The sequence below is a fragment of the Bifidobacterium platyrrhinorum genome, assembly GCF_010667645.1.
Lineage (GTDB): Bacteria > Actinomycetota > Actinomycetes > Actinomycetales > Bifidobacteriaceae > Bifidobacterium > Bifidobacterium platyrrhinorum.
Map to the genome: position 1 here is coordinate 685,870 of NZ_WHZV01000001.1, position 20,811 is coordinate 706,680.

At 62.8% G+C, this 20,811-nt stretch carries 23 protein-coding genes; 22 read left to right on the forward strand and 1 reads right to left on the reverse strand.

Translation table 11 applies throughout. The annotated features are described in order from the left end of the window. The 21 genes from GFD21_RS02970 to GFD21_RS03070 all read left to right on the forward strand — a co-directional run bounded on the left by GFD21_RS02970 (position 1) and on the right by GFD21_RS03070 (position 18,063). Positions 1 to 1,479 (forward strand): phage portal protein, encoded by a 1,479-nt coding sequence (locus GFD21_RS02970; RefSeq protein WP_163196416.1) that lies wholly within the window; start codon positions 1 to 3, stop codon positions 1,477 to 1,479. Then, positions 1,406 to 3,079: a VG15 protein gene (locus tag GFD21_RS02975; RefSeq protein WP_163196417.1), complete on the forward strand. Its 1,674-nt coding sequence runs from the start codon at positions 1,406 to 1,408 to the stop codon at positions 3,077 to 3,079. Before GFD21_RS02970 ends, GFD21_RS02975 begins: the two co-directional genes overlap by 74 nt. After that, positions 3,069 to 3,329 (forward strand): hypothetical protein, encoded by a 261-nt coding sequence (locus GFD21_RS02980; RefSeq protein ID WP_163196418.1) that lies wholly within the window; start codon positions 3,069 to 3,071, stop codon positions 3,327 to 3,329. Before GFD21_RS02975 ends, GFD21_RS02980 begins: the two co-directional genes overlap by 11 nt. A gap of 57 nt (positions 3,330 to 3,386) precedes the next feature. Further along, positions 3,387 to 4,082, forward strand: a complete 696-nt coding sequence (locus tag GFD21_RS02985) for a hypothetical protein (RefSeq protein ID WP_163196419.1) — start codon at positions 3,387 to 3,389, stop codon at positions 4,080 to 4,082. Between the two features lie 89 nt (positions 4,083 to 4,171). Then, positions 4,172 to 4,645 carry a helicase gene (locus tag GFD21_RS02990; protein ID WP_163196420.1) on the forward strand — a complete coding sequence of 158 codons (474 nt, stop codon included), beginning with the start codon at positions 4,172 to 4,174 and terminating at the stop codon, positions 4,643 to 4,645. A gap of 31 nt (positions 4,646 to 4,676) precedes the next feature. Then, on the forward strand, positions 4,677 to 5,597 hold the full coding sequence (locus GFD21_RS02995; protein ID WP_163196421.1) for a phage major capsid family protein: 921 nt from the start codon (positions 4,677 to 4,679) through the stop codon (positions 5,595 to 5,597). After that, positions 5,594 to 6,172: a hypothetical protein gene (locus tag GFD21_RS03000; protein ID WP_163196422.1), complete on the forward strand. Its 579-nt coding sequence runs from the start codon at positions 5,594 to 5,596 to the stop codon at positions 6,170 to 6,172. The genes GFD21_RS02995 and GFD21_RS03000 overlap by 4 nt, the downstream gene beginning before the upstream one ends. An 8-nt stretch (positions 6,173 to 6,180) precedes the next feature. Further along, entirely contained in the window at positions 6,181 to 6,561 is a 381-nt protein-coding gene (locus tag GFD21_RS03005; protein WP_163196423.1) for a Gp19/Gp15/Gp42 family protein, read from the forward strand. Then, positions 6,558 to 6,902 (forward strand): hypothetical protein, encoded by a 345-nt coding sequence (locus GFD21_RS03010; RefSeq protein ID WP_163196424.1) that lies wholly within the window; start codon positions 6,558 to 6,560, stop codon positions 6,900 to 6,902. The genes GFD21_RS03005 and GFD21_RS03010 overlap by 4 nt, the downstream gene beginning before the upstream one ends. A 2-nt stretch (positions 6,903 to 6,904) precedes the next feature. Further along, positions 6,905 to 7,165 carry a hypothetical protein gene (locus GFD21_RS03015; protein ID WP_163196425.1) on the forward strand — a complete coding sequence of 87 codons (261 nt, stop codon included), beginning with the start codon at positions 6,905 to 6,907 and terminating at the stop codon, positions 7,163 to 7,165. Between the two features lie 5 nt (positions 7,166 to 7,170). After that, positions 7,171 to 7,527, forward strand: coding sequence for a hypothetical protein (locus tag GFD21_RS03020; RefSeq protein ID WP_163196426.1), 357 nt, complete (start codon positions 7,171 to 7,173; stop codon positions 7,525 to 7,527). 13 nt (positions 7,528 to 7,540) lie between these two features. Then, positions 7,541 to 8,269 (forward strand): phage tail tube protein, encoded by a 729-nt coding sequence (locus tag GFD21_RS03025; protein WP_191996816.1) that lies wholly within the window; start codon positions 7,541 to 7,543, stop codon positions 8,267 to 8,269. A 109-nt stretch (positions 8,270 to 8,378) separates the two neighbouring features. Then, positions 8,379 to 8,633, forward strand: coding sequence for a hypothetical protein (locus GFD21_RS03030; RefSeq protein ID WP_163196427.1), 255 nt, complete (start codon positions 8,379 to 8,381; stop codon positions 8,631 to 8,633). Beyond that, positions 8,609 to 9,028 (forward strand): DUF5361 domain-containing protein, encoded by a 420-nt coding sequence (locus GFD21_RS03035; RefSeq protein WP_318643718.1) that lies wholly within the window; start codon positions 8,609 to 8,611, stop codon positions 9,026 to 9,028. Before GFD21_RS03030 ends, GFD21_RS03035 begins: the two co-directional genes overlap by 25 nt. 36 nt (positions 9,029 to 9,064) lie before the next feature. After that, positions 9,065 to 11,878 carry a phage tail protein gene (locus GFD21_RS03040; RefSeq protein WP_163196428.1) on the forward strand — a complete coding sequence of 938 codons (2,814 nt, stop codon included), beginning with the start codon at positions 9,065 to 9,067 and terminating at the stop codon, positions 11,876 to 11,878. Beyond that, the gene (locus GFD21_RS03045; RefSeq protein ID WP_163196429.1) at positions 11,878 to 12,723 is read left to right on the forward strand and encodes a hypothetical protein; all 846 of its coding nucleotides are present in this window, start codon (positions 11,878 to 11,880) and stop codon (positions 12,721 to 12,723) included. Before GFD21_RS03040 ends, GFD21_RS03045 begins: the two co-directional genes overlap by 1 nt. Before the next feature lie 17 nt (positions 12,724 to 12,740). Then, complete coding sequence (locus GFD21_RS03050) at positions 12,741 to 14,792, forward strand: phage tail spike protein (RefSeq protein WP_163196430.1); 2,052 nt, start codon at positions 12,741 to 12,743, stop codon at positions 14,790 to 14,792. Positions 14,793 to 14,804: 12 nt separating this feature from the next. Then, entirely contained in the window at positions 14,805 to 16,205 is a 1,401-nt protein-coding gene (locus GFD21_RS03055) for a hypothetical protein (RefSeq protein ID WP_163196431.1), read from the forward strand. Further along, positions 16,202 to 16,546, forward strand: a complete 345-nt coding sequence (locus tag GFD21_RS03060; protein ID WP_163196432.1) for a hypothetical protein — start codon at positions 16,202 to 16,204, stop codon at positions 16,544 to 16,546. The genes GFD21_RS03055 and GFD21_RS03060 overlap by 4 nt, the downstream gene beginning before the upstream one ends. A 90-nt stretch (positions 16,547 to 16,636) precedes the next feature. Then, positions 16,637 to 17,704 carry a GH25 family lysozyme gene (locus tag GFD21_RS03065; protein ID WP_163196433.1) on the forward strand — a complete coding sequence of 356 codons (1,068 nt, stop codon included), beginning with the start codon at positions 16,637 to 16,639 and terminating at the stop codon, positions 17,702 to 17,704. 83 nt (positions 17,705 to 17,787) lie between these two features. Next, positions 17,788 to 18,063, forward strand: coding sequence for a hypothetical protein (locus GFD21_RS03070; protein WP_163196434.1), 276 nt, complete (start codon positions 17,788 to 17,790; stop codon positions 18,061 to 18,063). Positions 18,064 to 18,094: 31 nt separating this feature from the next. Here GFD21_RS03070 and GFD21_RS03075 read toward each other — a convergent pair whose 3' ends face one another. Beyond that, positions 18,095 to 19,321 (reverse strand): hypothetical protein, encoded by a 1,227-nt coding sequence (locus GFD21_RS03075; RefSeq protein ID WP_163196435.1) that lies wholly within the window; start codon positions 19,319 to 19,321, stop codon positions 18,095 to 18,097. Positions 19,322 to 19,454: 133 nt separating this feature from the next. Here GFD21_RS03075 and dcm point away from each other — a divergent pair, with 133 nt between their 5' ends. Next, a complete protein-coding gene (gene dcm, locus GFD21_RS03080; protein ID WP_163196436.1) occupies positions 19,455 to 20,783 on the forward strand; it encodes a DNA (cytosine-5-)-methyltransferase in 1,329 nt (442 codons plus the stop codon). The last annotated feature ends 28 nt before the right edge of the window (positions 20,784 to 20,811 follow it).

Genomic DNA, 20,811 nt, shown 5'->3' on the forward strand with positions numbered 1-20,811 from the left:
ATGGCCGATGAGGGCATCTTCTCCAGCGCATTGAAACGGCCGCTCGACATCACCACGTTCGGCGCGAGCCGCATCACGGGCGTGGCCGACGAGGACATGCCGGCTATCAGAACGCTGATGAAGGTGTGGCGTCAACGCTACCCGCGCAACCTCATCCGCACCGGCTACTACGGGGCGAAGGAGGGATTCAAGGACTTCGGCATCAGCATCCCGGACCGCATCAAGGCGAACGTGAGCGCGTGCATCGGCTGGCCCGCCAAGGCCGTCCGCTCATTGGCCGACCTGACCGTATTCGACGGGTGGATCCATCCCAACGGAACGGATTCCTTCGGACTCGACGAGCTGGCCGACACGAACGCGCTGGAGCTCGCGATACCGCAGACCGTGGTATCCGCGTACACGCACGGCTGCGCGTTCCTCACGCTCACCGGCGACCCCGATACCGGAGAGCTGCTGATTACGCCGCGTTCCGCGGAATGGTCGGCCGCCATTTGGGACGGGCGACGCAACCGGCTCGCGGCGGCGCTGACCATCAACGACGCCACCAGCAAGGGCCGCGTCACCGCGTTCAACGTGTTCCTTCCCGGCATCGTCTATCAAGTCACCCGCGATGCCTACGGCGGCTGGATGGCCGACCGGTATGCGACCCATTGGCCTGAGCCGACGGTGGTGCCGTTGATAAGCGACCCGCAGCTGTCGAAGCCCTTGGGCTGCTCGCGCATCACCCGCCCGGTGATGGCGCTGACCGACATGGGATTCCGCACCCTCGTGCGCATGGAGGCCAGCGCGGAGTTCTACGCCGTTCCCAAACTGTGGTTTCTGGGCATGGACGAGGACGCGTTCAGCGCGGACACGTGGAGCAGCCTCGTCAGCTCCATCAACGCGATCAGCAAGGACGAGGACGGCGATTCGCCCTCGCTGCAGCAGATCAGCCAGGCGTCGATGCAACCCCACTCCGACATGCTCAAGACCATCGCGCTAGTGGTCGCTTCGGACACCGACCTTCCCGTGGACTCGCTCGGCATCACATTGGATAATCCCAGTTCCGCCGAGGCGATGGCCGCGGCCGAACGCAAGCTCACCCGCCGTGCCGACCGGCAGAACCGGTTGTTCGCCATGCAGCTGTCGAAGCTGGCCCGCATGGCCGTGTGCCTCAGGGACGGTCTCGCGGAGCCGCCCGACGAGCTCAAACAGGTCAGGCCCGCATGGGCGCCCACGAGGGAGATCAGCGACGGGGCGAGAGCGGACGCGTACGTGAAGATCAGCCAGGTCAACCAATCGTATGCGACCAGCGAGGTCGGTCTGCGCCGGCTCGGTCTCGACGGCGGAGAGATTCGCTCCCTGCTCTCGCAGCAGACGCGAGACCGTGGCCGTGACACGTTGGACATGATCCTAAGGAGCGCCAATGCCGGTGACGACCAAGGATCTGAACCAGCTGCGGACGAGCCAGCAGGAGGCGGTCAGACTCGCGAGGCTTGACCTCGGCGAACTGTGGTGGGAGATCAGCGGACTGCCGGCCGCACGACAGCGCGACATCCTGCTCGACCTCGTGCCGGCCATCATCCACAAGCACGCCGACGCGTCCAGCACCGCCGCGGCCGACTGGTACGAACGCATGTACGCCAAGCACTTCGACGACGGTTTCACCGCCGAAACGGAGAACCCCAACGACGATGAGGCCGTCAGGAAGCTCATCCGCTGGAAGGCCGGCGTCCTATGGGATTCACCAGAGAAGAAGGCGAACCCCGACGAACTGCTGCGCTACCTGAACAACCTCATGGACCGGGAGATCAGGAACCCCGGCCGCCAGACCATCCGCCGTAACGCGCGCCGCGACCCCCACCGTCCTCGGTACGCGCGCGTGCCGAACGGACGCCAGCCATGCGCATTCTGCATCATGCTCGCGAGCCGCGGTTACGTCTACGCATCCGAGGACACGGCCGACTTCGGCACGAGCTTCCACGGCGGCAACTGCCGGTGCGAGATCGTGCCCGAATGGGGCAAAGGATCGAACCGGATAGAGGGCTACGACCCCGACGAATACCTCAGGATCTACGAGACCGCCCGCAAGGCGTTGGAGACCGGCGTCATGCCCGCCGACCTCAAGGCCGGGCTCGCGAACATCGCCCCCTACCGGGAGCCGAAGCGAGGCCAAAGCGTGTACGGGCCATACGACCCGAACAACGTGAACTCGCTCTCATACCTCATGCGCCACATGAACCCCGACAAAGTCGGGCAAGGCCACAAGCTCATCGAAGCCGGAAAGCGACGCAAAGGCGTGCCCGGCGAGAAGATCCTCGCGCTGAAGACCATGAAACCGCGCACGTCCCTCAAGGAAATCACCCACGACGAGGTGAACCCCCTGTGGGACATGTGGATCAGGAAGAAGATCGAGAACGGATACCGGCCGAACTTCTCGAAGAACCCGTGGGGCATCAACTGCCAGCGAGTCGTGCAGGCCGGCGAACTGCGTCTGCGCGGCTACGACGTGCAGGCGGTCGGCAACCACAGGAACTCGGCCGACGGCTACTACTGGAACATCGCCGACATGTGGGTGGACCGAAACGGCGACCACCGCAAGTTCACGCGGAAACACTCGAACGAGGCGACGCTCAAGGCGATGCGCGAATACCCGCCCGGCACCCGCTTCTTCGTCGCCGGACCATGGAAGAACGGCGGCGCGCACATCTGGAACGCCGAAATCATTGAGACGCCCAGCGGCTGGAAATCACTCAGGATGTACGACTACCAGTCCGGCGACCACCTGCAATACGGGTACTCGAACGGCAAGATACCCGACTGTTATCCCGACGACATCAAGGACGGGCAACTGCGGTTCCTGCGCGTGGACGACATGGAACCCACCGATGCTCTGCTCGAAGGTGGTCGGCCGAGCTTCAAGGACGCGCCCGCCTACGCGAAACCATGGGTCGCGGATCCCGAGACTGTGCGAAGCTGGAGCGAGTGGAAACTCCAGCGGGCCCACCGCGACGACACCGCATGGCGGCAGCACTCCAACGAGTACGACAACTGGGCCGAATCCACGCCACCAAGCCAGGGAGGACACGATGACCGATAAAGTCACCAGCTACCATCAGGCGCGCATCATCGTCGAACAAGCCAACGGCGGCATCCCCACCAGCGTGGAGGGCCATGAGGATACCGAGTACTACCACGTGCCCACGGATCCCGACTTCGCGATGCTCGACGACTGCGACTGGTACGTGAACAAGAAGACCGGCAAGGCCGAACGACTCTACAGCTCACCTCTCACGCCCGACAGCCCCGACAACATGTACAACCGTGTCATGGCGCTTGTGAGGGACTGACAAGGGCGCTCTTGCCTATGTCGTATCATCTCTGCCATGAGTTCGTCTAGGAGCGTTTTGCTTTATCCTGAATCCTCAACACGCGACCTTGTGGAAGATTTAGGGAAAGAGTTGCATCTCAATGCGGATTATTGCAGAAGACATATTCGCAGAATCAGTTGGACGCCGCTTCTATTATTGCTAGCGGTTTGTTTTATAGCGTTCGGCACTTTCCGAAAACAAGGTTTTCTTTATGAGCTTTTTATTGCATTTGGAGGATTCCTTTTAGGCTGCGCAATGCCTTCTCCGGCATGGTTAAATCAATGGACGCAATCCGTCAATGATACTTTGAAAAATAGTCAAGGGGCTATCGGCATTTTTAGAGCTATATGGGTGAATACTCCCATGGGAGACCATTCTGGAGAGATGTGGTTCCCCAATGGGCGGGTAGGCGTTGGGAAGTTGCGCAAAATGTGGATGAAGTTTCGTTTTCCGCACATTGCAAGAACTTGGCGCCGGTTCTTCAGACCCGGCGTGTATCCACCATCACCCACGCCACTTCCGTTCGATAAGGATTCCCTCATAGGGAAGCTGCCAAACCGCTTGCATATGTGGAGGAAAAAACGACTTCTCTATCAAGTGTCGCGCTACCTATATGAATTGCATCCCACTCAACGGACTTTGAGTTATCTCATCAACTACGCTGATTATTATCGATGCCGGCTTCGTCCAGAAAAAATCAGCAAAGGCGTAATCCAGTTCCCTGATGAGTGATAAAAGCACACACGTAATTCACTAATTAGCCATCGCGGATGTTCCGTGGTGGCTTTTCTTATGCCCGGATTCGGGTGGAAGGAGGCCGCATGGCCGAAGACAACGACGCCCAGAACGCCGAACAGTCCGGTTCTCCGCCGGAGGACATCGACTGGAAGGCCCGCTACGAGGCCGAGGTCGAACGGGCGAAATCATGGCGGGGCAAGGCCGAGGCGAACAAAACGGCCGCAGATGAACTTGCCGCGTTGAAGGAATCCCAGCTGTCGGAGACGCAGAAGCTGGAAGCTCGTGCTGTTCGCGCCGAGAAGGAACTCAACGACCTGAAAACCGCCCAGCAACGGCTCACATGGCGCGACGAAGCAGCGAAGAAGACAGGCGTCCCCGTGGACTTGCTGCGCGGCGAGACCGCCGAGGAGATCAACGCGCACGCCCAGGCCATCAAGACGTATCTGGCCGCGCAATCCAAGCCGTCGGCGGCGAAGGTGACGAACCCGGCCGGCACTCCCGACGGCCAGACGAATCCGAACGTCGGACTGCTCAAACAGCTGTTCGGCGGCAAGTAAGCATCAACCCCAGAGTTAAGGAAATCGATTCATGGTTCTGCAGACCAATCAGGTGACGCTGCCCACGTCCGTAAGCCTCGCGGTGGTGGGCAAGGCACACGACACCAGCACCATCGCCACGTTGAGCCCGGCGGACAAGCTCGGCTTCATGGACGACAAGTACAACGTGTTCACCGGCAAGGCCCGCGCCGAGGTCGTGGCCGAGGGCGCGAAGAAGAGCGGCTACGAGCAGCCGATCACGCCGAAGGAAGGCAAGCGGTTCACGGTGCAGTGCACCACGCGCGTCTCCAAGCAGCTCCAGTGGGCCGACGAGGACAACCAGCTCCAGATCCTCGACGCCATTCAGGCCGATCAGGCCGCGGCCCTCGGCGAAGCATTGGACTATGTGATCTACCACGGCGTGAACCCCGCGTCCGGCGAGGAGATGACCGGCTACGAGGCGCTGGCGAAGATCGCCACTCAGGTCAAGGGCACGGATGACCAACTCGCCAACCTCGACGCGCTCACCGACCAGCTGCTGCGCGTGAACATCAACGGCGTGGCCCTGTCCCGCACGCTCGCGAACGAGCTTCGCAAGCTGCGCGTCTCCAACACCGGCGGCCGACTGTTCCCGGAGATCCCGCTGAGTCTGAACGCGGGCACGTTGGACGGGATCCGTGCATGCACGAGCACGACCGTGGAGGGCCAGTACGTCAACGGCTCCACCGGGGTGCTCGCGTTCATGGGTGACTTCTCCACGATCAAATGGCGTCTCGTGCGCCCGATCACCGCCGAGGTCATCCCGTACGGCGACCCCGACAACACCGGCGTGGACCTCGCCGGCAGCAACCAGATCGCCTACAGGTCCGAGGCCGTGTTCTCCTACGCGATCATCGACCCGACCGCCATCGCCGTGCTCAATGTCACGAGCCCGGTGGCCGGCACCCGCAGCGTGAAGGCGGTGAAGCGTTGAGCGTGACCCCGGTCAAGACCCTCGTCGTCCAGACCGGCGACAGCGGCGTGCCCGTGCTCGCCGAACCGGTCAGGCTCATCAACCCCGACGGCACGCCGTTCACTGGCGCAAGTGCCGCCGTGACCGTGGACACGCTGAGCGGCGCCTCCTCCATCGGCAAGGCGGTGATGAAGGCATCGACCGGTGCCGGCGCTCGCACCGCCATCGGTGCCGGAACCTCCAACTTCAGCGGAGCGTACGGCGACCTGACCGGCAAGCCGACCATCCCGACGATGCCGACCGCCGCCACGCTGTCCGGGGCTACCACGGTCGGCAAGGCCGTCATGACGGCGGCTGACGCGGCCACGGCACGCAAGGCAATCGGCGCGGGCACCTCCAGCTTCACGGGCTCCTACACGGATCTGACGAACAAGCCGACCATCCCGACCGCGCCGACGTGGGCGACCATCTCCGGCAAGCCCGCAGCGGCCGCAGCCATCGCGGATCTCGCCGCCGGAGCCGACGCCGCGGCCATCGTCACTGCGGTGAACAAGGCGTTCGCCGCGTTGCGTACGTTCGGCGTCATCGCCAAATAAGGCGGCATATGGCCGACGAGTTCAAACCGTTCGCCACATACGGGGACCTAGAACGCCGCTGGCATGCGCTCACCGGGCCGGAACGCGAGAACGCGACCGTGCTACTGGAGGATGCCACGCAGATCATCATGGACACCTGCCCCCGATGGTCGATGGCGTCCGAACGCACGCTGACGGCGATCGCATGCGCGATGGTCATCCGCAAGATGTCGGTCGGCGACGACCGGCTGGGCGTGACGAACGCGCAGCAGACGGCCGGTAGCTTCAGCGAATCGTTCACGTACTCGAACCCGATGGGCGACCTCTACCTCACCAAGGCGGAGAAAAGCCGACTGGGCGGCGGCAAGGCGCGAGCCTTCCACCTCGACATGAGCGGAGGCGGCCTGTGAGAGGCGAGACCGTCACCGTATTGCGCCGCGTCCGAACCGGCGTGGACGAGGGCAACAATCCCGTCTATGAGTGGGAGCGCGAAACCATCGAGAACGTGCTCGTGGATTCGCCGGCCACCTCGGATGCGGACGATTCCAACCGGCCGGATGGCATGCGCGTGGACGCGGTGTTCCGCTTCCCGCGCTCCTATGCGGGCGGGCCGCTCGACGGCTGCCGGATTGTCATCCGCGGTGACGAAGAGAATCCGTACCACGTGGTCGGGCATCCGATTCCGGTGGATGGCGGCATGACGCCGACCGCATGGAACATGAGCGTCGAAGCTACCTACTCGGAAGGCTGATTATGGGCAAGGTCAAGGTTCGGCTGCATAGTTCCGGCGTGCTGGACGTGCTCAACAGCGAGGGTGTGCGCGGCGATATCGAACGACGCACCGAGGCCATCATGGCCGCCGCCAACCGTATGCACAACGCCAAGGGCTACGTCGGTGACGTCGTCAGGACCGACCGGCCCCATGGCGCAGTGCGCGCCGTCACCCGGTACGCGAAGCGGTCGAACAAAAAGCACAACACGTTGTTGAAATCACTGGACGCCGGAAGGAATTAAACAACATGTTGAGCATAGAAACCACGCTCGTGCAGTTCCTCAACCGCCAACCCGAGCTTACCGGCATCCCCGTCTCGACCGACGTGCCGCCGCAGCGGCCGGAACGGTTCGTGACCGTGGAGCGTGTGGGCGGCGACGAAACCCCGTTCACCGACCATCCCATGCTCGCCATCCAATGCTGGGGCACCAGCCGAATGCAGGCGTCGTTCCTCGCCCAGCGGGTGAAGACGCTGCTGGAGCGGGCGACGCGGATCCCGGCCGTGGCGAGGGTGCGCATCGAATCCACGCTCAACGACCCGCTCGACGAGCACACGCCACGCTACCAGATCACCGCCGAACTGACGGTGCACAAACACATGTAAGGAGACTCACTCTATGGGCAAACCCAATGCTCAGATGGTGTCCGTCGGCAAGCCCCACGGCGACGGCGGACGCTACGCGGGCGGCGCCTGGTACGGCATCGTCGGCGAGGCCACGCCGCCCACCGACGCGACCACCACACTGTCCGACAAGTTCCACGACCTCGGCTATCTTTCCGAGGACGGCGTGACGAACACCGTGGACCGCGACAGCGAGGACATCAACGCGTTCGGCGGCGACCGCGTGCTCTCCGTGACCACGAGCCGCGCGGAGAGCTTCCAGTTCGGCATGCTGGAGACCACGCCCGAAACGCTGGCCGTGACCTACGGACCCGACAACGTGGAGACCAAGACCGTGAACGGCAAGGACTCCATCACCGTCAAGCACAACAGCGCGGAACCGCCCGAACTGGTGTACGTGTTCGAGTTCGCGATGACCGGCAACAGGGTCAAGCGCATCGTCGTACCGGTCGGCAAAACCGGCGACGTGGACGACGTGACCTATGCCGACGGCGAGGCCATCACCTACACGCCCACCATCAACGCGTTCCCGGATGCCAACGGTAACACGGCGTACGAGTACATCGCCTACGTCACCGGCGTCGAAACGACCGCCGACGTCGCCGGAGACGAACCCGCGGCGATGTCCGACGCGGAAGTGCCCACGCTCGCCAAGGCCGCCGTCAAGGCCACGACGAAACGCAAGGCCACCGCCACGAAGACGACCGCGGTCAAGACCGCCTGAACCATTCCCGATTCCCAGTCCGGTGGCGGTGCCGATGCCGTGTCCGCCGCCACCGGATCCAACCCACCAACCCCATTGACGCGGCATGGCATGGAAGGACACGGAAACCATGGCGATCATCATCAACGACTACCAGCCCAAAGGCGACGACTTCGTGGAAGTGCAGTTCCCCGGATCGAAGACCCGCTACAAGGTCAAAAGTTCCGACGCGCTGACCATCGGCGACCTCAGGGCCATCACGGGCGGCGACATCGAACGCTTCTACACGATCTTCCCCGAAGAGGCGCATCCGCTGCTCGACCGACTGCACCCGCAGCAGCTCAACGACTTCATCACCGCGTGGACCGGCAGCCCAAAAGACTAGCCGCCGTCCAATGGCTCATCGACCAACACCGCGACGCGCTCGAATACGAGCTCATCCGCAACGGAGCCCGCCTCAGATGGCTCGGCACCCCGATGCTGTCATGGCATGACGTATGGCTCATCGCCGCGAACGCTCCCGCCGGCAGTCGGCTTGCCACACTGCTGGACGAACGCAACGCATGGACCCCGGCCGACTGGTGGTTGCGGAGTATCGAATACTCGCTGCGATGGCTTGTATGGGCCAAGACCCGGGACGGGCAACGCAACCGCGGCAAACCGAAGCCCACGCCCGCACCCGGCGAAACCACGCCGAAACGACGCGACCCGGAACTGACCGGCATGAGCAAACGACAGCTGCGCGCCTACCTCAACAGGCCACGCGTGGCACTCACATAACCGAACAGCGCATCCTTCGACGGAGAGGGGACGAACGTGGCCACACTGGCGACCGCATGGGTGAACATCGTCCCCACGTTGAAGGGCGCGCAAAACAAGATCGCCGCCGAACTCGGCGGCATCAACCTCAAACCCGCCGGCCAGAAGCTCGGCGGCAACCTCTCAACCAGCCTCGTCAAAGCATCCGGCAAAGGCTTCGCCACGATAGGCAAGCTCGGCCTCGGCGCACTCACCACCATCGGCGGCGGCATCACCGCGCTCGCCGCCAAGGGCGGATTCGCTCGTGCCCTGAACATCGAGAACGCCCAAGCCAAATTGAAGGGCCTCGGCCACAGTGCCGAATCCATCGCGGAGATCATGGCGAACGCGAACGCGGCCGTCAAAGGCACTGCCTACGGACTCGACGAAGCCGCCACCGTCGCCGCCAGCGCGGTCGCATCCGGCATCAAACCGGGCGAACAACTCACCAAGGTGCTGAAGACCGTCGGCGACACCGCGCAGATCGCCGGCATGGGCTTCTCTGACGCGGGCGCGATCTTCACCTCCGTCATGGCCCGCGGCAAGCTCCAGGGCGACGACATGCTCCAGCTCACCAGCCGAGGTGTGCCCGTCCTGCAGGCCCTGAGCGACCAACTGGGCGTCTCCACCCAAGACGTATCCGACATGGTGTCGGAGGGCAAAGTCGACTTCCAGACCTTCGCCACCGCGATGGACAAATACCTCGGTGGTGCCGCACTGGCCGCAGGCGAGACCTTCAGCGGCGCGCTCGCCAACGTCAAGGCCGCGCTGAGCCGTCTCGGTCAGAAGGCAGCGACCCCGGCGTTGAACGCGCTGCGAGACGTGTTCAATGTGCTCACCCCAGCCATCGACAAGGTGAACGCCGCCATCCAACCGCTCGCCGACAAGCTCGGCTCCAAACTCGCCGGAGCGGTGGAACGCGTCACCCCGTGGATCCAGAAACTCGCCGACGGACTGGCGGACGGCAGCATCACCGTCAAGGACCTCGCCGAACAGGTCGGCCTCTTGGTTGGCGCGTTCGCCGGATTCGCCACGATAGGCCAGTACACGCCGCAGATCCTCGACGCGTTCACCCTCGCTGGAGACGGCGCTGGCGCGCTCGTCTCCACGGTCAAAGGCAACTTCGGCAAGCTCAAGGGCATCGCCAGTGGCGCGGCCGGCATCTTCAACGACCTCGGCACCCGCTGGGGCAACGCCCTCGGGCTCGTAGACGCGAACTTCGGCGGCGTCTTCGGCATGATGTCCAACCGGGTCAAGACCGGGCTTGGCGGCGTGGGCTCGACGCTCGTCGGCATGTTCGACAGCAAGATCTACGTGCCCCTGCAACAGGGAATCGGCGGCATCGGCTCGAAGATTGCCGCACCGTTCCAGAGTCTTGCGGGCCGCGTGGGCGGATTCCTCTCACCGGTCACGAGCGCGTTCGGCACCGCGTTCCAAGGCTTCGGCTCGACGCTGGCCGCACCGATACAGGCCGGATTGAGCGGCATCGGGAACATGTTCCTGAACTTCTTCAACCCGGCTAACTTCCTGAAATACTTCGGCATCGCCGCCATCATCGGTGCATTGGTCGTCGCACTGGGCGCGTTGAACACGAGCCTCGGCGGCCAGTTGCAGACCCACGTCACCGAGTTCCTGACCGTCAAACTGCCCGGATACATCACCGAGTTCCAGAACTGGGTCACCACCCAGCTGCCCGTGCTCATGCAATCCGGCCTGACCCTGCTTACCTCGGTGCTCCAAGGCATCACGGCCAACCTGCCGCAGATCCTCACCGTCGCCGCCGACATCCTCACCTCGCTGGTGGACGGCATCGCCAACGCCCTGCCCACGCTGCTGCCAGTCGCCATGGAGATGATCCTCACCCTCGTGCAGGGCATCATCGACAACCTGCCTAAGATCATCAACTCCGGCCTGAATCTGCTCGCGAAGTTCATCGAAGGCATCCTCAACGCACTGCCGAAACTCATCGAGGCGCTGCCCAGAATCATCACGAGCTTCGTGGACGGCATCCTCGCGATGCTCCCGCAGATCCTCGCCACCGGCGTCGAACTCCTACTGAAGTTCATCAACGGCATCATCGCCGCGCTCCCACAGCTCATCGCCGCGCTGCCGCAGATCATCAGCGGGTTCGTCAACGGCATCAGCAAACATCTGCCGCGCATCATCGAAACCGGCCTCACCCTGCTCGGCAAGCTCGTGGTCGGCATCATCAAGGCCATACCGCAGCTCATCGCCGCACTGCCGCAGATCGTCAAGGCGATCTGGGACGGGCTGAGCAACGTGGACTGGGGCGGGCTCGGCCGCAACGTCATCAACGGCATCAAGAACGGTCTGATGAACGCGGGCGGAGCCATCAAGGATGCCATCGTCGGACTGGCGAAGAACGCGTGGAGCGCGGTCAAGAGCTTCTTCGGCATCGCGTCCCCGTCCAAGCTGATGCGTGACACCGTGGGCGTCATGGTCGGCCGAGGCCTCGCCAATGGCATCATCGACACCACACGAACCGTCAGCCGCGCCGCCACTGATCTCGCCGGCCAGACGTACGGCGCGTTCGACACCGTCATCGGAGACCATCCGTTCCAGCTGGAAACCGATGCGGACGTGACCCGCACCGCCCGCATCCAGACCATCGCGGACGACACCAGCCACCGCAACACCGCCACCGGCACCACGATGAAGCCGCTCACTAAAGACGACGTCATCACCGCCGTCACCGAGGCGCTACAATCCATGCCGGCGATGCGACTGCTGCTCGACAGCGGCGTGATGGCCGGCGAGCTCGCACCCGCCATTGACAAGGCGCTCGGCAACCGAAGGGCAAGGGGCTACTAGTGAACACGAATCGGATCCGCGGTCTCGCACTCGACAAGAGCCGCCTGACCATCGACGGCAAGCACCTGAGTGATTACGCCGTGTTCACCGTGGCCGGCGGTATCACCATCGGTGAAGCGAAACCCGTGACGTCGTTCCAATCGGCTCCCGGCCGTTCCGGCGGATGGGATGCGACTCTGGACGATGCGCACGGGTATCCGGCCATGAATCGTCGCGAAATCACCGTGCAGATCGCCGCGACCGGCGACCCCATGGAGATCGAGGAAGCCAAGACACTCATCGGAGGTCGCAACGGCCGGCACGTACGCATCGGCGGATTGACCAGCCTCGGTGAATACCGCGGAAGGCTCGCCGTCGGCGCATGGGCCGACCGGCACGATGCCGCCGGCGCGCTCCAGTGGAGCACTTGCACGCTCACCTTGGATGCGGAGCCGTACGCCTACGGGGCGGAACAACGCGTCGACCTGCTGCTCGACGGCAAGACGACGCACGCGCAGATTCTCGGCAACCGGCCCACACCGCCCGTGTTCCACCAACTCATCGACGAAAAAGTGGACGACGTGACGCCAGTCGCCACCACGCACACGTTCTCCGCCAACGACTCGACCGCGCGCGTGGCGAACACGCTCACCGGCGCCGGCCTCTGGGACGACCCGCACCCGTTGCTCATCGACTGCGAACAACGCAAGACCACATGGCGCGGCGAGGCACGGGCCATCGCCATAGACGACGACTATCCGACCGTGCCGCCCGGCCCCGTCACCTTCAGCGGCACCGTAAGTCCGAAGACGAACGTGAAGAAGTACACGCAGTACGTCACCTACACGCCGCGGTGGCTGCTCTAGAGAACGGAGGCGCCCGCATGCGTTTCGCGTGCTTCGACCGGTGGGACGACCCCAAACCCGACCTGACCGGCATCACCTCGGCGAAATGGACGAGCGGCGTGGATGGCACCCGCACCTTGGAAGTCACCGCCGTCGGTGAAAGCGTCATCGGCAAGGGCGACCGGCTCGTGTTCAGGGATCCGCGCGGCATCCTTCAGGAGGCCATCGTGGTCTCGCCGGAGCACCGTCGCGAGGAATCCCGAGTCATCACCAGCCTCGTGTGCAAAGGCAGCGTCGCCGAGCTCGATGACACGTTCATCGAGGACAAGCGCAACCGGGCGGCCACCGCCGCACAATGCCTGACCAAGGCGTTGGAAGGCACGCGGTGGACGGCCGGCGTCGTGGAAGGCGACGGCACCGCGGACCTGAGCTTCTACCATGTCAGCGCGCTGGAGGCCGTGGAATCGATCGCCGACACGTTCGGCTTGGAGATCACGGCCAGCTACCTCATGGACCCGGCGCACACCCGCATCACCGACCGGGCCATCAACCTCGTCAAGACGCAGGGCAACCAGACCAGCGGCACCCCGCGTCGTTTCGAGTATGGGCACGACCTCAAGGGCATCACGAGAACGGTGGACGCCACCGGCGTCAAGACGCGACTCTACGGATACGGCAAGGGCCTGCCGGCCACCGACGAGGACGGCAACGAGACCGGTGGCTACGGGCGGCGCATCGACTTCAGCGACATCAACAACGGCAAACCGTACGTGGAGGATCTGGACGCCACCGCGCTGTGGGGATTGCCCGGCCCCGCGGTCAGCAGCATGGGCAAGAACCTCGTCGTGGGCGGCGGCTTCGAGAAGCAGTACGGCGACGGATGGCTGTTCAGCCCGACCGGCGCGTTCCTCGACGCGCTCGTGAAGAAGGACGGCACCGTAACCCCGCACGAAGGCAAGATCATGCTTCGCATGGGCACCGACACCAACACGTGCGCCAAATCCGCCATCTGCGACCACACCGACGTGAACGGCGGCACCGAATACCAGCTCACCCTCTGGACGCACGGGCCCGTCGGCTCGACGCTCACGCTGAAGGTGTCGCAGAACGTGAACCTGTACCCGACTTCCACCATCACCCTCGACCCCGTGACCAACACCGGCCAATGGACGAAGACCACACGACGGTTCACCACACACCAGTCATGCAGCGCGGTGCGCCTGTGGATCGAGAACCCCACGACGGTGATCTATGTGGACGACGTGAACATCACCGAAGTCGCCACCAGCAGCATCCACCCGACCGAAGGCATCTACGAGAACGGCGACTGCGAGGACAAGGCCCAGCTGCTCGCCGAAACCAAGGCCGAACTCAAACGGCGCAGCACGCCCACGGTCAGCTACGAGGCCGACGTGCTCACCTTCACCCAAGCCGGCATGAACACCACCGGCGTCGCATTGGGCGATCGCGTGCTGCTCGTGGACACCACCTTCACCCCGGACCTGCGTCTTGCGGGCCGCGTGCTCCAACTGGAAGAGGACCTGCTCGACCCAGCGCTGTCGGTCATCACCATCGGCAACATCATCGAACGGTTCACCGCGAGCAGCCGGACGGCCGAACAACGGCTGGACCGCGTGGTGGCGAACGCGGCGGCATGGAACACCAGCAGCCAGCAGATCACGCAGAACGCCTCGAAATGGGATCAGGTCGCCCAGACCGTCGTGGACAACAGCGGCCGATGGAACACCGCAGCCGACACCGTTACCGCGAAGACCTCCGCATGGGATACAGCCAGCACGACCCTTGCCGCCAAACAACCCACATGGGACGCCGCCGCTGCGGCGATCAACGCAGGCAAGGACGACTGGAACAACGCCGCCGAAACCCTCTCAAACAGACAGTCGCTGTGGGATGACGCGGCCGTCATCGCCGACAGCCACGCCCAGATGATTCGGCAATCAACGAGCGGCATCACCATCCACCACGGAGATCTCGCCATCACCCTGGGCGACGCGATCAGCCTCACCGACGCCTCGGGAACATGGACGTTCACGGACGGCACCTTCGTCAAACAGGAACCCACCGAGTAAGGAGCCACACGCATGGCCGGATATGAAATAGCGCAGTACAGAACCATCGAGACCACGCTCGACCTCGCCAACGACTACACGCCCCCGATCAGGCTCAACGCCGGCGACGTGGACGGACGCATCCTCAAATTCAACATCACCGACGGCGGCGGCGACGTGAACGACCTCAACGGCCTGAGCGCGAAGCTCACATGGAACCGCGACCCCACCGACCCGACCAGCGGCGGCGGATACACGAACATGACCAAGACCGCCGGCACCGACAACCCGACCGGCGTGTATCAGGTCAGCTTCACCACGCCAGTGCCACGCGCCCTGCTGCAGACCGCCGGCGAGCGCACCGTGGTCGGCATCGACATCGAGGACGCCGACTGGCACGTGATCGCCAGCCGCAACATCCCCGTCATCATCGAACCGTCCCGCATCAACGCGAAGGCGTCGGAGATCGCGGATCCGCTCAAGGACCTGCACGACACCATCGACCGGGCACAGGAGCTGATCGACACCGCGAGCATCGACATCGGCACCGTCACCACGCTCGCCCCATCCAAGAAGGCCACCGGCGCATTGACCGGCACCGGGTTGAAACGCAAGCTCAACCTCGGCATCCCACGCGGCAGCAAGATCAGCAGCGTGACCGCCGCCGCACTCGACACCGCCACACCCACCGTGACCACCGGGACCGACACGAACGGCGACACCACCATCGCGCTCGGACTGCCGCGCGGCAAGCAGGGCGAGAAAGGCGACAAAGGCGATCCCGGAAGCCCCGGAGACGTGCAGATCCGCAACGGACTCCAAATGGACGATAACGGGTACCTATCCGTCAAGCCATCCGCCTACGGTCCGATCACGGTGGACTCCTACGGGGTCGGAATCAATGCGGGGAGCGGATTGCAGGCCAGTTCGACCGGCCTCTCGCTGCGAATGGGAGCCAACGACGGGATAAAGCTGACGGAAAAGTACGGGAACCCGGTTCCCGATTTCGACTACCGATGCGCGGTCCGCATTTCGAGTACGGAGAACTACATCTACTCGTTCGTGGCATCCGTTCCGTTCGCGGATCTCGACACGGTCAATTCCGTGCTGGGCATCTTCGCGGTCGGCGGCAACACGACTCCGATCGGATCGACTATCGGCAAGGTGCCCTGCCTGTTCGCGCCGGGCAAAACGTTCAACGTGTATACCAATGCTCCCATGCCGACCTATTCCGGCAGCGACGAGTTCACCTTCACGTTCACCAGGCTTGACAATCCCCGTCTCCAGAGCACGGTGACGGCGGTGCAACAGGCGCGCGGCGCGGCCAGCAGGATTCAGGCGTACAAGGTCACATCCACGGCGACCGTGACCCTCACCAACGACAACGGCTCTGCGGGCGGCGTTCTATACATAGTCAGGCAGAATCCCGCATGACGCCGAATGGATTGATGATTCTATGCGCGGTCATCGGCAGCGGCGCCGTCACCTCGCTCGTCTCATGGCTGCTGCGTCGCCTCGACCAACGCAGGAGCCTCGAACAGGCGATAGCCGAATCCGCGACCATCCGCCGGCTCGAACTGGAGATCTACCGGCAATCCCTGTTCCTGCCGACCACGAGTCGTATGCAGCACGAACACCAGCTCGACGCCGGCAAGGCGTACACGGAACGCGGCGGCAACGGACCCGGCCACGTGCGCTGCCAACAGCTCGAAGACGACTACCGACACCGACTCGACACCGACGACTGGAACTACCAGCGCCAACCACATAACTGAAGAACAACAGAACAGACCGATCAGTCAACCCGGAAAGCCCCTCTGCGACGCCATCGCACAGGGGCTTTCCTCATAAGAGAGGACAAAGGCATGTCCAAGATCAGACACCGACTACTCGCCACCATGGCGCTGCTGCTCGCCATGTTCACCGTCACGCCCAGCGCCATGGCCGACATGCGCGGCATCGACGTATCCGGCTGGCAGTCTCCGACAGTCACCTGCACCGCCGACTATGATTTCGCCGTCGTCAAGGCCACGCAGGGCACCGGCTTCACCAACGGATATATGACCAGTCAGGCCCGGTGCGTCCAGCAGCGGGGCAAGAGCCTGGGCTTCTACCACTACGCCGGAGGCGGCAACGCCACGGCCGAGGCCGACTACTTCGTGACCACCGTCCGTCCCTATGTGGGCAAGGCGGTGCTCGTCTTGGATTGGGAGGGCTATCAGAACGCCTCATGGGGCAACTCCAACTGGATCCGCGTCTTCGTCAACCGGGTTCACGCGAGGACCGGCGTATGGCCGCTCGTCTACACGAGCGCCGCCTACCTGTGGCAGATCCCGACGGATGTGCGTAGCCGCTGCGGCTTGTGGGTCGCCCAGTACGCCTCCAACGCGGCGACCGGCTACCAGTCCCGCCCATGGAATTACGGCAAGTATGGCGAGGCCATGCGCCAGTACACCAGCAACGGGCGCATCAACGGCTACGCGGGCCCGTTGGATCTCAACTACTTCCGCGGCACCAGCGCCCAGTGGAACAAGTACGCCAACCCCGGCAACACCACCGTCACACCCGCGCCGACACCGACGCCACAACCCACCCCGCAGCCAAGCAAGCCGAGCGCGAGCAGCGGATACAGCGTGGTGGTGCGTTCCGGCGACACCATCAGCGGCATCGCCGCACGCACCGGACTATGGCCCGTGACCGCATGGAGCGTACCCAGCGGCAACATCAACCGCATCTGGCCCGGCCAGACCGTGGTCTACCGCGGCAACGCCACACCATCCGCAAACACCGGCACGGGCATGCGGATCCACGTGGTCAGGAGCGGCGAGACGCTGAGCGGCATCTTCGGCGCATCCGGCTGGCAACGCGTCGCCCAGCTCAACAACCTCGCGAACCCGAACCTCATCTATCCCGGACAGCAACTGCGTTACTAAGCAGCCGCTGAACCGTCTGCGGCCTTCGGCACCGTGCCGGAGGCCGCCCCTCCCATACCCGAATCAACTCAAGGAGAACACTCATGGATATTTCCGCAGCGACCACCCTCGCCGCCGGCATCGTCGCCCTCGTCGCACCCGCTCTGGTGCAGGCGTTCAAGAAGTACATCCCCGCCGACTACGTGGGCCTGACCAGCCTCGGCGTGAGCATCCTGCTCGGCGTCCTCGCCATCGCGGCCACGAACGGCTTCCACGGCTACGGGTGGGGCATCGTCCTCACCGGCGTCATCGGCGTCGCCCAAGCCGTCTACACGCTCGTGAATCAGGCGTTCAGCGGCAAGCTCAGCAAGAGTCTATGAACGAATAGCGAGTAGGGCTATCCGTCTGACGCTACATTGATGTTTCGTCCGTCGGATGGCCCTCTTCAATGGCTGAGCGCAATAGCATTTTCCCGTTCTCAACGTGAACTTCGTTTTCCCGGAAAGGTACAATTACGTAAGCGGTGCCTTCCTTACGGGGTATGACTCCTATCATGATGTCGGCACGTTTAACGGCATCCCATACCTTTGCAGTCATCGTAGGATCTCCCTTGAATACCCGTCGAGTGACCTCAATCTCTTTGAATCCCGCAGGAAGTGCAGCTTGCTTTCCAATGCCCAGCTCACAAATGAATGTGTCTTCTACAAGAAGTGTCATCTTGTCGTCGTTCCATGAGTAAATGCCGTGGAATCGGTCTACTGGCTGCCCATCTGCTTTACACAGGATTACGCTAGCACGCTGCTGCGGATTCAACGCCCATGCGGTTTCCGTCATAGACGACACATCCACAGCATTGGGCATGTCTTTGGGACTCACGCCATCTGGTATCTGTGTCCCTTGCGGGAGCATATACATGTTTTCGGCAACTCGTTCTGAGTCCTCGTCGGAAGCTACTACTTGTTCCTCCCATGCCTTTGAGTCAATGTCGAATCCGAAGTTTTGATTAAGTGCAGTAATCAGATTCAGCATGTTGACGATGATGATGGATAGTTGCGAAAAGAATGAAGTGCCGGCATAGTATCGGTCTCGGTACGAGAGTGCTGTCGCTTCGGCTTTCCTGCCTTGGGGGTCAGCGTGCACTAGGTCTGAATATAACCATGCTTCGCCAATCAGCAGATCGGACATCGGCTCTCCTAGGGGAACATCGTTCGTGTCGAACATCTGTATGGAATACGAGGTGCCGCCATTTTTGTCTCGTAGATGCGCAAAATGCGCCTTGCACTCATCAAAGCACTTCTGTGCCGCTTCGTTCATCTTCCGTGTGCCCAAACACATTGTCACGGATCTGAACACCTTATCCAGATAGACCGGTTCTCGTTCCAGAATGCAGGGACGAGTCCGCGCGGCAAGGGATTCAAAGATCTCCTGATCCGGCATATGGTATTTGAGCTTTATGGGTTCTCCTTCTTGTCGCTGGATGGTGAAAGTCGGATTGACATACTTGAGCACTGACTGATCCTTCACCATTGAATGAGCGGCAACGCGTCTCGCTCGCACGACAAAGCGGCGTAGAATGTCTTTTGCCTCGTCGAGGTCAATCGGGTGTCGAGGCTTCATCTGTTTTCCTTTTGCCGTCATTGCTTGCCTCCATTCCTCTGTGCGACACGGCATAAGCCTTGGGTCTTATTGGCCTGCGGCGTCGTATGCTTAATTGTCGCTCACTATACACCTCTGGGAATTTTTGTCATCATAATGATGTATATTCTTCCCTATGAGTAACCTGATTCCCTCAAAAACTATTGATGACGCCGACGAGCTTATCGCCAAACTGCGCGAGAGCATGACCCGACGCCAACTGGCAGAATCGCTCGGCCTGTCCACATCCACTGTGGAGCGCTGGGAGTCGGGCAAGGTCCAATGTAAACCCGCCTACGTTCCTGCACTGCAGGAGTTGTACTACGGTACCACGCACGAGACCGGCACGGACTTCCGCACCATTGACCTGTTCGCCGGCATCGGCGGGATCCGCCGTGGCTTCGCATCGGCTGGCGGCCACGCCGTGTTCTCATCCGAGTGGAACGAGTTCTCCACCCGCACCTACCGCACCAACTACGGCTTCGCCGAGACCATGGCCGGAGACATCACGCAGGTCGATGCGAACGACATCCCGGACTGCGACGTGGTGCTCGCCGGCTTCCCATGCCAGCCGTTCAGCTTGGCCGGCGTCTCCAAGAAGCGCAGTCTCGGACGTGAGACAGGCTTCCGTGACAAGACGCAGGGCACCCTGTTCTTTGACGTGGCCCGCATCATCGCCGCCAAACGCCCCGCCGCGTTCCTCTTGGAGAACGTGAAGAACCTCACCAGCCATGACCGAGGCCGCACGTTCAAAGTCATCCTCGACGCGCTGCAGAACGAGCTTGGTTACGAGGTCCACTGGAAGGTAGTCGACGGCCAGCACTTCGTGCCCCAACACAGGGAGCGCATCTACATCGTCGGCTTCCGTTCCAAGACCGACTTCACATGGGACGATCTGAAGTTCCCCGACCACCAGCCTGTGCTCGCTGACATCCTCCACAAGACCGACGGCACCGAGCCTTACCTGCCGTGGGATGGCGATAAGTACTTCGACTTCGAGCGCCAGAAGGTGCAGGACAAGTACACGCTCACCCCGCGTCTGTGGCAATATCTTCAGGACTACCGCAAGAAGCACGAGGCCTTGGGCCACGGCTTCGGCTACGGTCTCGTGACGCCCGATATGGTGTCGCGCACCCTGTCCGCTCGCTATCACAAGGATGGCAGCGAGATTCTTGTCGCCCAAGGCGATGAGCGTCCCCGCCGTCTCACTCCACGTGAGTGCGCCCGTCTCATGGGATACCCGGACGATTTCCGCATCCCGGTGTCGGACACACAGGCCTACCGCCAGTTCGGCAACAGCGTGGTCGTGCCCGCCATCGCCGAGGTCGCGCGCATCATGCGACCGCACATCCTCAAGGTCATGGCCGAAGGAGACCAAGGCATGATTCTAGATGACACGGGGAAGTCCGTGGACGAGATCCAGAAGGCACGCGAGCTGGCCGTCGCGGGAGCCGGCGAGAACTGACCCCGAAATGGCCGGTGTCGCGCCGGCC

What these genes read in the sequence shown, in the direction of transcription:
- GFD21_RS02970 (WP_163196416.1), top strand. Translation starts at nt 1, where the DNA reads ATGGCCGATGAGGGCATCTTCTCCAGCGCATTGAAACGGCCGCTCGAC.
- GFD21_RS02975 (WP_163196417.1), top strand. Translation starts at nt 1,406, where the DNA reads ATGCCGGTGACGACCAAGGATCTGAACCAGCTGCGGACGAGCCAGCAG.
- GFD21_RS02980 (WP_163196418.1), top strand. Translation starts at nt 3,069, where the DNA reads ATGACCGATAAAGTCACCAGCTACCATCAGGCGCGCATCATCGTCGAA.
- GFD21_RS02990 (WP_163196420.1), top strand. Translation starts at nt 4,172, where the DNA reads ATGGCCGAAGACAACGACGCCCAGAACGCCGAACAGTCCGGTTCTCCG.
- GFD21_RS02995 (WP_163196421.1), top strand. Translation starts at nt 4,677, where the DNA reads ATGGTTCTGCAGACCAATCAGGTGACGCTGCCCACGTCCGTAAGCCTC.
- GFD21_RS03005 (WP_163196423.1), top strand. Translation starts at nt 6,181, where the DNA reads ATGGCCGACGAGTTCAAACCGTTCGCCACATACGGGGACCTAGAACGC.
- GFD21_RS03015 (WP_163196425.1), top strand. Translation starts at nt 6,905, where the DNA reads ATGGGCAAGGTCAAGGTTCGGCTGCATAGTTCCGGCGTGCTGGACGTG.
- GFD21_RS03020 (WP_163196426.1), top strand. Translation starts at nt 7,171, where the DNA reads ATGTTGAGCATAGAAACCACGCTCGTGCAGTTCCTCAACCGCCAACCC.
- GFD21_RS03025 (WP_191996816.1), top strand. Translation starts at nt 7,541, where the DNA reads ATGGGCAAACCCAATGCTCAGATGGTGTCCGTCGGCAAGCCCCACGGC.
- GFD21_RS03030 (WP_163196427.1), top strand. Translation starts at nt 8,379, where the DNA reads ATGGCGATCATCATCAACGACTACCAGCCCAAAGGCGACGACTTCGTG.
- GFD21_RS03050 (WP_163196430.1), top strand. Translation starts at nt 12,741, where the DNA reads ATGCGTTTCGCGTGCTTCGACCGGTGGGACGACCCCAAACCCGACCTG.
- GFD21_RS03055 (WP_163196431.1), top strand. Translation starts at nt 14,805, where the DNA reads ATGGCCGGATATGAAATAGCGCAGTACAGAACCATCGAGACCACGCTC.
- GFD21_RS03060 (WP_163196432.1), top strand. Translation starts at nt 16,202, where the DNA reads ATGACGCCGAATGGATTGATGATTCTATGCGCGGTCATCGGCAGCGGC.
- GFD21_RS03065 (WP_163196433.1), top strand. Translation starts at nt 16,637, where the DNA reads ATGTCCAAGATCAGACACCGACTACTCGCCACCATGGCGCTGCTGCTC.
- GFD21_RS03070 (WP_163196434.1), top strand. Translation starts at nt 17,788, where the DNA reads ATGGATATTTCCGCAGCGACCACCCTCGCCGCCGGCATCGTCGCCCTC.
- GFD21_RS03075 (WP_163196435.1), bottom strand. Translation starts at nt 19,321, where the DNA reads ATGACGGCAAAAGGAAAACAGATGAAGCCTCGACACCCGATTGACCTC.
- dcm (WP_163196436.1), top strand. Translation starts at nt 19,455, where the DNA reads ATGAGTAACCTGATTCCCTCAAAAACTATTGATGACGCCGACGAGCTT.